Below are 14,970 nucleotides of genomic sequence, written 5' to 3' on the forward strand. Positions count from 1 at the left end.
GCCGCCCGATTCCCGAATTTTATCCATTGACCGAAGCGGATTTTCGGGTTATACTGCGCGGGCTATGAAAGGAGAAGCTGAAATGCCTTACAAACCTACGAAGCCTGCAATGGATCTGAGTAAACTTTTGGTGAAGCTCGCAAAAGACACATCGGTGGGAACTTTGGAAGGAGTTCGTTCGATTCTGACGGAATCCTTTGATTGGTCTTCGAAGCAGCTTTCTCAACTTTCGGACATTCCCTTGATACAGGACACGAGTTTTGCGGAATTTCTTTCCAAGTCGGGAGAATCCCTCAAAAACGCCGGCGATAAAACCGAACAAGGACTTTCACAAGCGCTTACTTCCACGGCCCAAGCGATGCATCAAGCGTTAGACGCGCTTGAAATGGCCGACGTAGTCGTTAAACGAACCCTTTTTGAAAACATTCCGGTTTCGAGTATCGTTGGAGAATCTTTTGCGGGAGTGGTTACGACTTCGCATATCAAAGCTTCCTTTCGTATTAACGGGGTTGACGTCGGCTATCAAGACGTTATAAACGATTGGAAAGAATCCAAACTTCCTCATCTGATCCTTTGTATACCCGGTTTATTCTGCGACGAAGGACTCTGGAACGCGAAAGGAGAAATTCCCATTTCAGAAACGATGAAAGAATCCGGATACTATCCGATTTATCTTCGATTCAATCCGGGGATTCATCTTTCCACAAACGCAAAGGTTATGTTGGAACTTACCGAACAATTGTTGAGTTCTCCGGAACTTTCCGATAGAACATTAGACGTCGTTGCCTACAGCCAAGGCGGTTTGATTTTTAGAAGCGCGCTTTATCAGGCAAAACAAAAGAATAACAATTTTGGAAAAAAAATTAGACACGCTCTTGTAATCAATTCTCCCGACGGAGGTTCTTATATCGAAAAGATCGGTTTTTGGCTGGGCTTGGGCGCGGAATCTCTTCCCATTCTTCCGGTGAGCATCGTCGGGTTTATCGGAAACCAGAGAAGCGACGCGATCAAAGATCTTTCTCACGGAATCATTCGCGACGAGGACTGGGCTCAAAACAAACAGATCCAGAGATACGTAAACGATTCTTATTTCGGAGAATTGGACGAGATAGACGCCACTCAGATCTACAGTCTTGTTACGGTTGAAGAATCCAAATGGTCCTCTTGGATCGGAGACGGAATCGTAGAAAAACCGAGTCTTACTTTGTTAAGCGACAAGGTCTATCGTAAAAAATCGAATCCGGAATCCAGGGTATTTTGTCTTTTGGAAACTTCCCACTATCAAGTGATTACACATCCGCAAACTAAAGAAATCTTGAAGAATGTTTTGAAAAAACGTTGAAATTACTTTTCCTTTTTGCGGTTTGAAAAAGGGAAAGTTAGTTCGACGTTTTCACTGCTAATAATTCTTTTTTTCTTTTTTAAGAATGAGTTGTGTTCATTCCGAGTTTTAGTTCTTTATGAAAATATAATCAGTCCGCGTCTCAAAACCGGAACAGAACCTTGGCGCTTGATTTTTCTGATAAAGTAAAATCGAGTTTTGGGACGCGTTGTAAAGAATCAGGAAAATAAATGAGTTTAGAGATCGTTTCTCAGGAAGAAATACAAATCGTCGGGATTTCGGAAGTAACAAAAAATCAGGATGAAATTTCCGGTAACGGGAAGATTGGCGGACTTTGGAATCGTTTTTTTGCGGAAGGAATTTTGGATAAAATTCCTCATAAAAAAGATCCGGCAAACCTCTTTGCGGTTTATACGGATTACGAATCGGATGAAACGGGAAAATACAGAATTTTGATCGGAGCCGAGGTCGAGGATGCAAGCTCCATTCCGGAAGGAATGATTTTGAGAAAAATTCCAAAAGGAAGTTATTCGAAGTTCACGAGCGAGACCGGTCCCGTTACTGCGGTCGTTGTCGCCGTCTGGCAAAAAATTTGGGCGAACGCCGAACTAAAATCAAAAAGAGCCTTTCTGGCGGATTACGAACTCTACGACCAAAGGTCTTCGAATCCGGAAGCCGCTCAAATCGAAGTTTTTATCGGCGTGAAATAGATTTAGAACCTGTCCCAAAAAGTCTCAAAATTGACCGTAAGGAAAACCCTTTAGCGCAGAAGAAAAACGATGGAGTTCCAACATATTATGTCAGTAAACGGTTTAAGAGCCTTCTAAAGGATCGATAGCCGATAAATTTTTATTGGAGTTCCTACATTCTGAGGTTTTGGGATAAGTCCCCAACAATTCGAAGTTTCAGAATCAAGTGATCGTTTTTCTCAACCCGCGAGCGATCGACGCGGAGTCAACAAATTGGATTTGTGAAATCCAGTTTCTTGTCTCCGAGCCAATTTGTTGACTGAAGCGGAGAGCGCGACCCCGCTCAATTTCGGATAACGTGTTTTTTATGAAATGAGCGCGGGGACGCGGCCAATTTTTATTCGAAAGGTTGATCCAACAAGACCGGTTTTCTCAGAATCGCTCTTAATAACAGATAACTGAGAAGTCCGAAGGGCCCGAACATAAAAGTAGCGATCTGACAAGGAATCACGAGCCAGCGTGAAATCCCCAACTTTTGTGAGTTGGCGCTTTCCCAGGTTCCCACAAAAAGATCGAATGCGAGATAATGGATCCAACCCGCCACCAACACGGTCGGGTTTTGGAAAAGAAGGGTAACTCCTTCCAAGGATCCGAAGTTTCCCTCCGTTTTTCCGAAACTGGATATTAATAAAATGGAATATATCCCGCCGAACAAAAGTGTCCCGAGAATTCCGGTCGTTATCAATCTTGTGTATTTCCAGCCCGGCAGAACGATCAAAAGAATCCATCCTGCCACCGCTGTGTTGTTTACGATTTGAAATAGCAACGATAGTTCCATGTTAAGCTCCTTTTATAGACGTTTTGATATTTTTTTTGGATAAAAACGGTAGAATGATACTTCCTAACATTCCGATTCCGCATACATACAATCCGATTTGAATCTGAAAAGTCGGGTACACTACGCTTTCTCCGCTTAACGCCTGCAAGGTTAGAATCAGAATCAACCCGGTGAGGAAAACGGAAAAACTTCGGATCGATCTTACGATATTCGTTTCGAAGACGTTAAAACTTCCAAGAATCAAAGCGAGCATCGGTATCGTCTGCATCGCGTGGATTCCGATAAAGTGAGGGATTCTCATATCGCCCGCGATCGTACTCCAACCCAGAATCGGAAGGCCGGGGCCTCCGTCTTCGGCGCCGAAAGTATGACCTCCGTTTGCCTTTAAAATTCCCAATTTCATCGCTTCGATCTGTTCGGGTCTCGGAACAGTCATAAAAAATCCGAGAATCATTCCGAGTGCGGCGATTCCCATTCCCCAACGAAACGATTCCAACAGGGGTTTATTTTCCAATTTCTGACGTATGAGATAGAATGCGATTCCTATATGAGCAAACCATAAAATAGTTATCGCGGTTCCCATCACGCTGAAGATGATTCCGTTTAACGGAGACGTTATATTGAAATGACTCGGTTCCCCTCGGAACGCCTGTCCGTAAATCGCGACGTTTTCTATGATCAACATGGTCGTTATCACCCAGGAAAGTTTTCGAATCGTTTTTTCATTTCCTTGTATGTATTGTAAAATCCATACAAGCGTAAAAGAATAGACGGAAGTAGAGAGCGCAAACTTGATCGGTTTTAGCCAGATCGGCGAGTTTGTTACCAGACGCTGATCGATAAAAAGAGCCGGAAGGAGGAAAAAAAGACTGAGCGCTACTATCAGCCCGTTCCAAAACAGGGAAGGATTCGTTTTGGATTGTTGAAAAAGTTTGTCTACGATTCTCATAAAACCTCTAAAAGAGCCTTGACCTCTTTAATTTGGATGTTATCACTGTAAACATTGATGTTGATTCTGTCAACATCAAAAAGTAGTCACTGACAACATTTTATGAAAAAAAAGATTCCGTCTAAAAAGAAAGTTTTGGAAAAACAGATTCCCGACTCCTACCATCACGGAGACCTCAAAAAGGCTATTATCCTTAAATCCGAAGAGATTCTGGAAAAAAACGGGATCGAAGGTCTGAGTCTTCGCGATATCGCCGCGGATCTCGGAGTCAGTCACGCGGCTCCGTATAGACATTTTCCGAGAAAGGTCGATCTGCTTTTTACCCTCGCAATTCGCGGTTTTAGCGACTTAGCGGAAGAGATGCGACTTGCCTGGGAAAGCAGCGAGGATCCGGTCGAAAGACTTCGTTCTTCCGGAACACGTTATGTGAAACTGGCTTTAAAACATCCTCGACGAACCGAACTCATGTTTGGCGGAACTCTTGCCTGCGAGCCGGAAGCGCCGGACGAGTTACAGACGATCAGTAAGGAATCCTTTATGGGACTTTTTAAAATCATCGAAGACGGACAGAATAGGGGCGTTTTTAGAAACGGAGATACGCTCGGTTTTTCTTTTACGCTCTGGAGTCTCGTTCACGGATTTGCGGTTTTGACAAACGGGAAACAGATTCCTCCTCAAGTTTTTCAGGAACGTTCTCTGGATACGATCTTAGAATCTTCGCTTTCTTCGATCCTAAACGGAGTTGTTCTTTGAATACGATTTATTTTTGCGAGAAAATACTTGTAAGTAATGTTTATTCTTATTCAAGCCTGCACAAAACGAAAAGATCATCTCCGAGCCGATGAATTATCTCATCCGAAAAGAACTCCTCACTGAAAGGAAAAACGTTTGTGAATTGATCTTTCGTTCAGGATTCGAAATCTTGTGAATTCAAGAATCGAACAAAGAAAGTCATGATCGATTTTTGAAAACAAACCTTTTCTTTTATGGACTGATTTTTACTTTGAGAACGGAAAATATAGGAACTAAGAATGTGGAATATTAGAGAAGCTGCAATTACTGATTTGGATCAAGCGGCTCGTCTTTTTGACGAATACCGCGGGTTTTATGGAAAAGAATCGGATCTTTCCGGCGCTACTCGATTTTTAGAGGAAAGAATTTTCAAGGGAGAATCCAGGATTTATCTCGCCGTGGACGACGGAGAAAAACGTTTTTATGGGTTTACTCAATTATACCCTTCTTTTACTTCGCTTTCTATGAAACGAACTTGGATTTTGAACGATCTTTTTGTCAGACCCGAATCTAGAAAACAAGGTGTTGCCAAAGCTCTGATCGAACAGGCGGCTTCTTTAGCGAGAAGTATGGACGCAAAGTATCTTTCCCTTTCCACTGCCCGTGATAATAAGAATGCGCAGAAACTCTACGAATCCCTTGGTTTTGTCAAGGATGAGGAATTCTATCATTATTCTCTTATTGTTTGAGCTTTCTTTTTCCGGACGAAATTTTTGAGAATCGACAAAACATCAGTCTCCAATTTTATAGAATTGTGTCTGAAATTGATTCTAAAAAATCGAAAATCGTTTTTAAAACCTGTTCGCGTTGTGGAAGTCGATTCGAATGCGGCGCGGCGAATCATGCGTGCGCCTGTTTTACCGTTGTCCTTTCTTCGAAAGCAAAAGAAGTCATTCGGGAAAATTATCGGGATTGTCTTTGTGTCTCTTGTTTGCTCGAGTTGAGTTCGCAAAATCCGGAATGAAACAAACGGATTCCCGCTCTGAAATCGATTTAACTCGGAATAAATTCAAAAATTCTAATCTATTTTTAGAAACACTCGAAAGATCGTTTGACCGGGCACGCTCGACCATTCGATTCTTCCTTTATTTTTGAGAAGAAGTTTGCGAACCAGATCGAGTCCGAGTCCGCTTCCTTCACCTGCTCCTTTTGTCGTAAAGAACGGTTCGAAAATTTTATCTCCGATCTCGTCCGGAATTCCCGGTCCGTCGTCTTCGATTTCTACGACCACTTCTTGATCGTTTTGAAAAAGTCTTACCGAAAGTTTTCCTTTGAACTCCATCGCCTGCAAAGCGTTGTAAATCAGATGCGTCCAGATCTGCACGATTTCTTCTCTTACACAAAATACTGCCGGCGTCTCTTTTATCTCGGAAACAAGATCCACTCCTCTTCGAATGTAGTGTTGATAAACGGTAAAAACCGTTTCCAGCGTTTCTTTTATGTGAACTTTTTTAGAAGAACTTTCCTGTCCTGTTTCGGAATAATTTCTCAGTTCGAAAAGAATTTTGGAAGCTCTGTCGACGGAGACCTGGATCGTATCAGAATTTCGAAAATAGATTTCTTCCAAGTAGACGTATTCTAAAAGAGTTTCCCGATCCGTCATCTGAAAGAGCGGTTTGAATGTTTCGTTTACGTTTTCGATTCCCATGTCCGCTATCGTGTCCGCGAGAGCTTCCGGTTTAGGAATTCCCCATTCGTTTAACGTTTTAACGATGTTCTTTCTTCTTTTTCGGATTTCTAAACCCGCGACTCCGTTGTCTCCGTTTCTACAAATATCGATAAATTGAATATAGAGCATTCTTTCCTCCGGTGTGGCCGAAGAAAGAATGGAATGAACCATCGGCAACATGGATCTCATCTTTGGCACGGATGCGAGAAGAGTCTGATTGGACGCTTTGATCGCGCCCAATGGGTTATTGAGTTCGTGGCTGATTCCCGCAGAAAGTTGTCCTAGGGTCGCCATTCTTACCGAATGTAAAAGTTGATTTTGGGCCTTTCGTAGATTTTCAAGAGCTTCTTCCAAATGTGTTTTCTGCGCTTCAATGAGTTCGTTTCTCTTTTTAATTTCATCACTTTCCCTCAGCGCAGCTTGTGTTACGATTTTTTCCTCGAGATACATGGAAAGGTCTTCGCGCATTTTATCCATAGCGCTCAAAAGAGCCCCGATCTCGTCTTCCCTTGGATAATAAGCCCTTGCGGAAAGATTTCCTTTTGCGATCTGTTCCGAATATGCGATCGCTTTTGAAAGGCCGCTTAGAACATATCGGTCAAATGAAAAACGGAGGGCAAGAAGAATCAAACTTAGAATGGCGAACGTTGAAAATAGGGATATTATCCAGAGATAAATTAGGTCTCCATAATATAATGAATCCGGAATGGATGCTCTGACTGCCCAAGGTTTTGGGGAATCGCCTAATAAAACCGGATAATAGTAATGAGTATATCCGTCTTTTGATTCCAAAAACGGTTTTCCGGAAGCGATTTCTTCGGTGATCCTTTTCCGTTCGATATCCTCCGAAATTAACTTTCCGACGGTTTCCGGATTTTTTCCGTTTGCAGCGTAGGAACCGTCGGGAGAGATAAAAGCGAGATATCCTTGATTTCGAAACGGTCGAATCGATCCGATTTTTGTCTGCATTCTTTCGATGGTTACGTCGACTCCCACCACTCCGGCAAATTTAGAATTTCTGAATACGGGTGCGACGATGGAAACCATAAGCGTCGGTTTTCCCGAAACGATGTAACTCGTCGGCTCGGTCAGAAATTCTTTTTTTGTTTCCCTTGGGACGGAATAATAGAGTCCTTTTGGGCCGGTGTCTTCGTAATTTACGCAGTTTTCATAGACTAATTTTTCTTCGTCGATAGCGCGATTTACGTAAGGAACGAATCTTCCGGAGGCGTCGTGACCTTTCGTGTATTTATATCTTTGATCCAAACCGTCGAAAGTCTGAGGTTCGAATACGGCCCAGACTCCGAAGTAGTCTGGCTGGATATGCAAGAATCTGCCGAGCGCTGAAACAAACATGGAACGGTCGGGTCTGGTTTCTTCCAAAACCGCCTTAAAACTTCGAACCGCTCCCAAACCTATATTCAGAAATTGTGATATTTCGCGAGTGTATTTTTCGGAAGCCAGTCTGGCCCCGGCTTCGGCTTCCTGTTTTAATCTTTGATAAGCGACAATGGAATTGATCGTAGTAACAGAAAGCGCGCCGAAAAAAAGGAGGACTGAAAGAATGATCGAAATTCGAGTTCTTATACCCAATTTTTGCTTTTTATCGATTAGGTTCCTCTTAATAAAACTAGAGGATGGATTTCCCTCTCTTTCGTTTTCAAACGGGTCATTAAAAAGAATATCGTTCTTTTTCATAAAAAGGGACGAGCTTGGTTCGCCTTTTTGAGGGCAGGCGAAGACGTCGGCTGCAAATTATTAGACGAAATCTTTGAATTGAAAGAAGTTTACTATTTATTTACGAAATATTTTTCAGGCTTCGCGAACGGTGTTTAACTTATAAGACGACATCCGCTGAAAATCGTTTCGTAAATCAGGAGAAGAGTTTTGAAGGAAACTTACAAATGTGACGGTTTAACGATTTTAAAGTAAATATGGATTCTTAATTTCGAATATATGTAAGAATCGATTGAATACGAGCGAACTCAGTCCCTAAATACGTTGGAATTGTTTAAAATTTAGGACCCGAGTCTGAAAAATCCGGTCGAATGAATATTCTATTCGAAGATTCAATCGAATTGCTGAAGACGTCGAATTCTCCCTTTGAAGTCGGCGTATAACAAAAGTTCTAAATTGAAGCTCGTTTTGAGACCTTTCCTTCAGACGAACTAAAAAAAGAGGTTCTACTTGCTTTCCGAAGTATCGATACGCAACCCGATTTTCTCGTGGATGATGATGGCCGCGATCATTCTTTTTGGATCGATCGGATTTTCAAGAATGGGTTTGTCCCAAATGCCCGACGTCGATTTTCCGGTAGTCAACGTTTCTCTTACTCTTGTCGGCGCAAATGCATCCGTAATGGAAACCGACGTTGTGGATCCGATCGAAGAAGTTTTGATGGCCGTGGAAGGAGTGACGGAAGTCCGTTCCGTATCGTCCGACGGCTCGGCTGCGATTACGGTCGAACTCGAACTCAGTAGAAATGTGGACGTCGCCGTTCAGGAGATTCAGACAAAACTCGCTCAGGTCTCGAATAAACTCCCCGAAAATATGGACCCGGCGGTGATCACAAAATCGAATCCCGACGATATCCCGATCATCTGGGTTTCTCTAACCGCAGTGGATAAAACCGAACAGGAGAAGATGCTCTTTGTGAAGGATTTTTTGAAAGATAAATTTCAAAAAATCTCCGGGGTAGGAGAAATCATTTTGGGAGGTTATGTCGATCGTACGATCAACGTATATCTGGATCCCGCTAAACTTACCCGCAATGAAATCGCAGTCGACGATATCGTTAATACTCTTAAAGAACAAAACTTAGAAGTTCCATCCGGTAAACTGGAGAATAGAACCAGTGAAATCAGTCTTCGGGCGGTGGGAGAGGTTCCGACTGCGGATCAGTTCGGCACGATCCTGTTGAACTCGAGAAGCGGATCACCTTTGTTTCGATCGATTCGTCTCAAAGACATCGCGATCGTAGAAGACGGGTTAGGCGAAGTAAGAAGAATTTCGAGATTTAATGGAATTTCCGCAGTCGGTATCGGAATCAAAAAACTCAAAGGCGCCAACGCGGTTCAAGTCGGCGACCTCGTCAAGGCAAAGGTCAAAGAATTAAAACCGAAACTTCCGAAAGGTTATGATCTAACGATTTCAAACGATAACACCGGTTATATTCGGGACAGCGTAAACGAGCTGGAATTTACGCTTCTTTTTTCGGCGATTCTTACCGGATTTGTCTGCCGTCTTTTTTTAGGAAATTGGAAGAGTACAGGAAACGTTCTTCTCGCCATTCCAACGTCCGTGATCGGAACTTTTTTATTCTTATACTTCGCCGGTTTTACTATCAACACGTTTACGATGCTCGGTCTTTCCTTGGCCACCGGGATCGTCGTCGACGACGCGATTATGGTTTTGGAAAATATTACGCGACATCGTGAAATGGGAAAATCCTGGTTTGTCGCGTCATTGGAAGGGGCGTCGGAAATCCGTTTTGCCGCCCTGGCCGCGACGTTAGCCGTCGTTGCTATTTTTCTTCCGGTCGCATTTATGAAGGGAATTATAGGAAGATACTTTTTGGAATTCGGCGTCACGATTTCAGTGGCCGTTCTTCTTTCTCTTTTCGAAGCGTTGAGTTTTACGCCGATGCGTTCTTCCCTGTATTCCGAAGATAAGAAGAATCGGGAATCGAAACCTTTTAGTTATAATCTTTTTTCCGTAAACTCAAAAGAAAAATGGAATCTATGGATCGATCGAATTTCTTTTTTTAAGAAGATGGATCCGCAGATCGAAAAATTCTTAGATTACAGCGTTAGGGTTTACGCGAGATCCATCGACTTCGTATTAAAACATCCAAAGACGGTGGTCTACGGATCGACGGTTTTGTTTTTAGCGTCCCTCGGTTTGTTCTTTCTTTTGAAAAAAGAATTCATTCCTCCTCAAGACATGGGTCGTTTTATCATCAGGGCTCGTTTGCCTTTGGGTTCTTCTTTGCAGAGAACCGACGATACGATGAGAAAAGTGGAACAATATCTGATCGGTCGCAAAGAGATCGAAAAGTATATGTCCAATATCGGCGGTTTCGGCGGAACTGAATCCAATACCGGAATGTTTTTTGTGACGATGAAAGAGATGGGGCATCGACCCAAAAATTCAAAAACGGGAAGGGAAATCGCTCAGTCCGCTTTGTTCGGAATTCTTCGCAAAGATTTGAAAGAACTCGTACCCGAAGCGACGTTTTCGGTTCAAGATCTTTCACAGAGGGGATTCTCCGCCGGAAGAGGTTATCCCGTCGAACTCGTGTTAACCGGGCCGGACTGGAAAAAGTTGTCCGGATATTCAGTTCAGATTTTGGATCGTTTGAAAGAAAGTAAAACCGTCCTGGACGTGGATACTGATTACGTAGCCGGTCAAAAAGAACTCAGGCTTGTCACCAATCGAGAAGCCGCGGCCCTTCGAGGGGTAAGCATGGCTAACGTAGGAAACACCGTAGGAACTTTGATGGGCGGAAAAAACGTAAGCCGGTTTACCGAAAACGGAAGAAGTTACGACGTAAGGGTAAAAATTCAAAAAGACAAAGGTGAATCGGTTTCAGCCATTTCCGATATCGGAGTTAGAAACACTTACGGAGAATTCGTAAAACTGAAAGAGGTTTTGAGCATTCAAGAGAAAGAGGCGTTAAAGACGATCACTCGTATCAACAGAGAAAGGGCGATTCGAGTTTTTGGAAATCCAGCGCCTGCGCTTGGACAAAACGCGTCCACTGAAAAAGCTCTCGAGATCGCAAGGGAGATTCTTCCCGACGGATATTCAGTTTCCGTGACGGGTTCCGCGAAAACCGCAAAAGAATCCGGAAACAGTCTTACACTCGCGCTTTTATTCGGAATTCTACTTTCGTATATGATTCTTGCGAGTCAGTTTAACAGCTTAAAACAACCGCTTTATATTCTTCTTGCGATGCCTTTTAGTTTTACCGGTGCGTTAGTCGCTCTTTATGTATTCGGCCAGTCTTTTAATATGTACAGTTTTATCGGACTCATTCTTCTTCTGGGTTTGGTGAAGAAGAATTCTATTCTTCTCGTCGAGTTTGTAAATCAAGTTCGTTCGGAGGGAAAAAGTATCAAAGAAGCGATTCAAGAAGGTTGTCCGATCCGTTTGCGACCGGTGCTCATGACTTCTTTCAGCTCGATCGCCGCCGCAATTCCACCGGCGTTGGCGCTTGGTCCGGGCGCGGAAACCCGGATTCCGATGGCGATTACGATTTTGGGAGGAATGACTCTTTCCACTCTCGTAACGTTACTCGTCGTTCCCGCCGCCTACTACTTGGGCGAGAAAGAAAAAGAATCCGAGAAGAATATCCTTCTTTTTCCGGAACCGACCCTGAAGAATAAAAAAACAAAAAGATGAATCGAAAAGAAATTAGAAAAAAATATTTTCTTCCTTTTGCAATTTGTATTCTGTCTTTGATCGCAAATTGTACCGACGACTCCGCGATTCGAACAAACGACGGAATTGTGGAACCTCGATTGGAAGAAGTGACCGGGATCACAACGGAAACGATCCGAAGGATAACGCCGGAACAGGAACTGAGCATTGATGACTTGTATGCGTTTGCCGTCGAAAGAACGGAGCGAATCGCGTTAAAAGAAGAAGCGATTCAACAGGCCGATTCCCAAAAGATGGCGGCATTCGCGTCTTTTTTCCCGTCCTTGTCCTTGGTTTACAATAAATTCTACAGAGTTCCGGGGCCGAATTCTCAATTCAATCCGTTTTACGCGGAACCAAGCCCTTACAGCGGTACTTCTTCCAGCAGTCTGCCGCCGACGGTCGGACCTGGAACTAGACTTCTACTTTCGATTCCGATCTTAAACGGCGTAAGTCAGTATACGACCTACAAGGCGGCGGGGGCGCTCACAAAGGTAAGAATGAACGAAGCTCGTTACGAATCCGGACGGCTTTATCTGGAAATTGCACAAGCATATTATAATGTTCTTCAGTTAAAGGAAATCATTCTTCTGGAGGAAAAGAAAACGGATCTTGTCAGAAAGACGATTCAGGAAAGAAAAAGACTTTTTTCTTTGGGAAGAATCACAAGAGGAGATTTGAGCGGGGCAGAAGCGGATTTTTCGAGATCGGAAGCTTCTCTGGAAGACTTTCGATATCAACTCAAACAAAGCGAAATGGCTTTGGAAAGTCTTATCGGCGCCGGAGAAGGAGGGATGCGGCTTGCGATCCCGAAGGAGACGATTTCGCTTCCTCAAACTCTTCTTCCGGAAGAAAGAATCGCAAGACGATACGACGTCGTCGCGGCTAAAGAAAATCTGAAGATGGCGGAACTGAATCTTAAAAAAGCCTGGGGCGGGCATCTTCCTTCCGTAACGTTAAACAACTATTATACGATCCCCGAACACAATACGACTCCGAATAAGGACATAACGATGCAGCTTTCGATCAACGTCCCGCTTTTGTCGGCGGGAACGATCACCGCAGGGGTCAAACAAGCCGAGTCGGCGGTCAGACAGGCTGAACTGCAATTGTCCCAGGCGAAAAGAATCGCCACGGATGAAATTAGAAAAGCCTATGAAAGTTCTTTGAATTCTGCACGTTTGTTGGGTTTATATTCTAAGGCTCGAAATTCCGCGGAAGCGAATCTGAGCAGTCATAGGAGGGGCTTTAGTTTCAAATCGACTTCTCGTCTCGAGTTGCTCGTTTCGGAAACTTCTTTTTTGGATTCTGAAATCGCATACAGAAAGGCCTACTATCAACATTCGCTGAATACGATTTGGTACGGAGTCGCGATCGGAGAACTCCCGAAATTAAAAAAATCGAGGGAAGAGGATAAGACCGGGGGTTAGTTTCTTTTGTACGCTTGACATCTCCTCTCAAAGGTTTTAACTATTCAGCATACTTGAGAGGTAAGAATCCCCATGATCATCAGTAATTACTTTCAGGACAACGAAGATCTCAAACTCGTATTTGATGAGTTGATCGACTGGGATGAAATTGTCCACGCATTCGAGCACAAGTTCGAAGACGCAGAAGAATACAAAAAGACCGGAAACGAACGATTAGCATACGCTCCATCCAACATCGAGGAAGCCAAGGAATATTATAAGTCCGTATTGGACTCCTTAGGCGAAATCATGGGAGAATTTGTGGCTCCCAGAAGTAAGGAAATGGATCAGATCGGTCTCAAATACGAGAACGGCAAAGTGACATTCCCGAAGGCGCAGGAAGAATGTTATAACACTCTGAGAGACGCGGGTTTGATGCCGATATCCCTCAGCAGGAGATACGGTGGAATGGGACTTCCGGCGACGGTTCAATCCTTTATGTGTGAGATTTCAGCCCGCGCCGATGCGGCTTTCTGTCTCGCTTATGGAAACATCAACATCGTGGAAATTATGGAACGTTATGCGACACCGGAAATGTGCGAGAAATGGATTCCGGAAATCGCCGCTGGAAAATACAGCGCGGCCATGGCATTGACCGAACCGAACTACGGATCCGATCTTCCGAACGTCCAGACTAAAGCGGTTCAAGACACAAACGGAGTTTGGAGAATCACCGGAGCCAAACGTTTTATCACACACGCCTGCGGATACGTCAACGCACCTTCCGTGATTCTTACGTTAGCGAGAACCGGAACTCCGGAAAGCGGCGCGAGAGGACTTTCTTTCTTTTTGGTAAAAGGAAGCGATGTGCACGTTGCAGGCGTAGAACACAAGATGGGGCTTCATTGTTCTCCGACTTGCGAAGTTGTATTCGAAAATTCTCCCGGAGAATTGATCGGAAAAACCGGATACGGTCTCGTGAAATATTCTATGGGAATGATGAACGCGGCGAGACTTACGATCGCGACTCAGTCTTTAGGAATTGCGAGCGCTGCCTATTTCGAAGCCAAAAAATACGCCTCCGAAAGAATTCAATTCGGAAAGCCGATCGAACAAATTCCGGCCGTGAAAAAAATGTTGGATCGTATGGAAAGAGAAGTGTTGGCGACGAGAGTTCTCATCGCGGAAACAGGGAAGGCGATCGATCTCTATCACTGGCCGAAGGAACACATGATCAAAATCGACGGTAAAACGGAAAGAGACGCGAATCAGGACGAGACGATTCGTCGTTGGGAAAAACTCGCGGATCTTTTTACTCCGCTCAGCAAATACTATGCATCGGAAGGATGTGTGTCGATCGCATCCGACGCGCTTCAGATTCATGGTGGAAGCGGTTACACCGAAGACTACGACGTAGCAAGAATCTACAGAGACAGTAGAATCACGACGATCTACGAAGGCACCACACAACTTCAAGTTGTCGCAGCGATCGGAGGAGTTGTATCTGGAATGTCTCCGACCGGACATCTCAGACAATATGGAGAATCCGAACTGGCGAAATTCTCAGCATCGGAAGATCTCAAAAAAGTCTGGAACGATTTGGAGAATGCGGTTGCAGCATACAAATCGATTCAAGACGGAAACGTAAAAGATTCTTTGGCGTTTGAAGTTGTCGAAGTCGCTGCGAGATTTATCTGCGGAATGCTTTTGGAAAGATCTTTAAAAGCGTTGAGCGGAAAAGAACTCGATAAGAGAAAAGCGATTTCCCAAGCTTATAACTTGGACAGTCTCGCAACTGCCAACGCGAATCTGTTCAAATTGGAAAGAGCTTCGAAACAAGCCGTACCGGCCTAACACAAAA

General features: G+C 43.9%; 11 protein-coding genes. 8 read left to right on the forward strand and 3 right to left on the reverse strand.

Annotated elements, in window-relative coordinates:
• Window positions 1-82 precede the first annotated feature (82 nt).
• Together JWG44_RS11630 and JWG44_RS11635 are read left to right on the forward strand one after the other, a co-directional pair.
• Entirely contained in the window at window positions 83-1,342 is a 1,260-nt protein-coding gene (locus JWG44_RS11630; RefSeq protein ID WP_205275285.1) for an esterase/lipase family protein, read from the forward strand.
• 230 nt (window positions 1,343-1,572) lie between these two features.
• Window positions 1,573-2,052, forward strand: coding sequence for a GyrI-like domain-containing protein (locus JWG44_RS11635; RefSeq protein WP_205275118.1), 480 nt, complete (start codon window positions 1,573-1,575; stop codon window positions 2,050-2,052).
• Window positions 2,053-2,428: 376 nt separating this feature from the next.
• Here JWG44_RS11635 and JWG44_RS11640 read toward each other — a convergent pair whose 3' ends face one another.
• Window positions 2,429-2,869 (reverse strand): ABA4-like family protein, encoded by a 441-nt coding sequence (locus JWG44_RS11640; protein WP_205275119.1) that lies wholly within the window; start codon window positions 2,867-2,869, stop codon window positions 2,429-2,431.
• 1 nt (window position 2,870) lies between these two features.
• Window positions 2,871-3,818: a hypothetical protein gene (locus JWG44_RS11645; protein WP_205275120.1), complete on the reverse strand. Its 948-nt coding sequence runs from the start codon at window positions 3,816-3,818 to the stop codon at window positions 2,871-2,873.
• Window positions 3,819-3,920: 102 nt separating this feature from the next.
• On the opposite strand from JWG44_RS11645, the gene JWG44_RS11650 reads away from it, so the two are divergent.
• The 3 genes from JWG44_RS11650 (at window position 3,921) to JWG44_RS11660 (ending at window position 5,574) form a co-directional block, all read left to right on the forward strand.
• Window positions 3,921-4,571: a TetR/AcrR family transcriptional regulator gene (locus JWG44_RS11650; protein WP_205275121.1), complete on the forward strand. Its 651-nt coding sequence runs from the start codon at window positions 3,921-3,923 to the stop codon at window positions 4,569-4,571.
• 278 nt (window positions 4,572-4,849) lie between these two features.
• On the forward strand, window positions 4,850-5,299 hold the full coding sequence (locus JWG44_RS11655) for a GNAT family N-acetyltransferase (RefSeq protein ID WP_205275122.1): 450 nt from the start codon (window positions 4,850-4,852) through the stop codon (window positions 5,297-5,299).
• Window positions 5,300-5,364: 65 nt separating this feature from the next.
• Entirely contained in the window at window positions 5,365-5,574 is a 210-nt protein-coding gene (locus tag JWG44_RS11660; RefSeq protein WP_205275286.1) for a cysteine-rich CWC family protein, read from the forward strand.
• Between the two features lie 54 nt (window positions 5,575-5,628).
• On the opposite strand, the gene JWG44_RS11665 is transcribed toward JWG44_RS11660, so the two are convergent.
• A complete protein-coding gene (locus JWG44_RS11665; protein ID WP_205275123.1) occupies window positions 5,629-7,872 on the reverse strand; it encodes an ATP-binding protein in 2,244 nt (747 codons plus the stop codon).
• A 594-nt stretch (window positions 7,873-8,466) separates the two neighbouring features.
• Between JWG44_RS11665 and JWG44_RS11670 the strand changes: the two genes are divergently transcribed.
• From JWG44_RS11670 to JWG44_RS11680, 3 genes are all read left to right on the forward strand, one after another.
• A complete protein-coding gene (locus JWG44_RS11670) occupies window positions 8,467-11,682 on the forward strand; it encodes an efflux RND transporter permease subunit (protein WP_205275124.1) in 3,216 nt (1,071 codons plus the stop codon).
• Window positions 11,679-13,130, forward strand: a complete 1,452-nt coding sequence (locus JWG44_RS11675; RefSeq protein WP_205275125.1) for a TolC family protein — start codon at window positions 11,679-11,681, stop codon at window positions 13,128-13,130. The genes JWG44_RS11670 and JWG44_RS11675 overlap by 4 nt, the downstream gene beginning before the upstream one ends.
• 72 nt (window positions 13,131-13,202) lie before the next feature.
• The gene (locus JWG44_RS11680) at window positions 13,203-14,963 is read left to right on the forward strand and encodes an acyl-CoA dehydrogenase family protein (RefSeq protein WP_205275126.1); all 1,761 of its coding nucleotides are present in this window, start codon (window positions 13,203-13,205) and stop codon (window positions 14,961-14,963) included.
• The last annotated feature ends 7 nt before the right edge of the window (window positions 14,964-14,970 follow it).

Origin of the sequence: Leptospira ainazelensis, from assembly GCF_016918785.1 — a bacterium.
In the GTDB taxonomy this organism is placed as follows: Bacteria; Spirochaetota; Leptospiria; order Leptospirales; family Leptospiraceae; genus Leptospira; species Leptospira ainazelensis.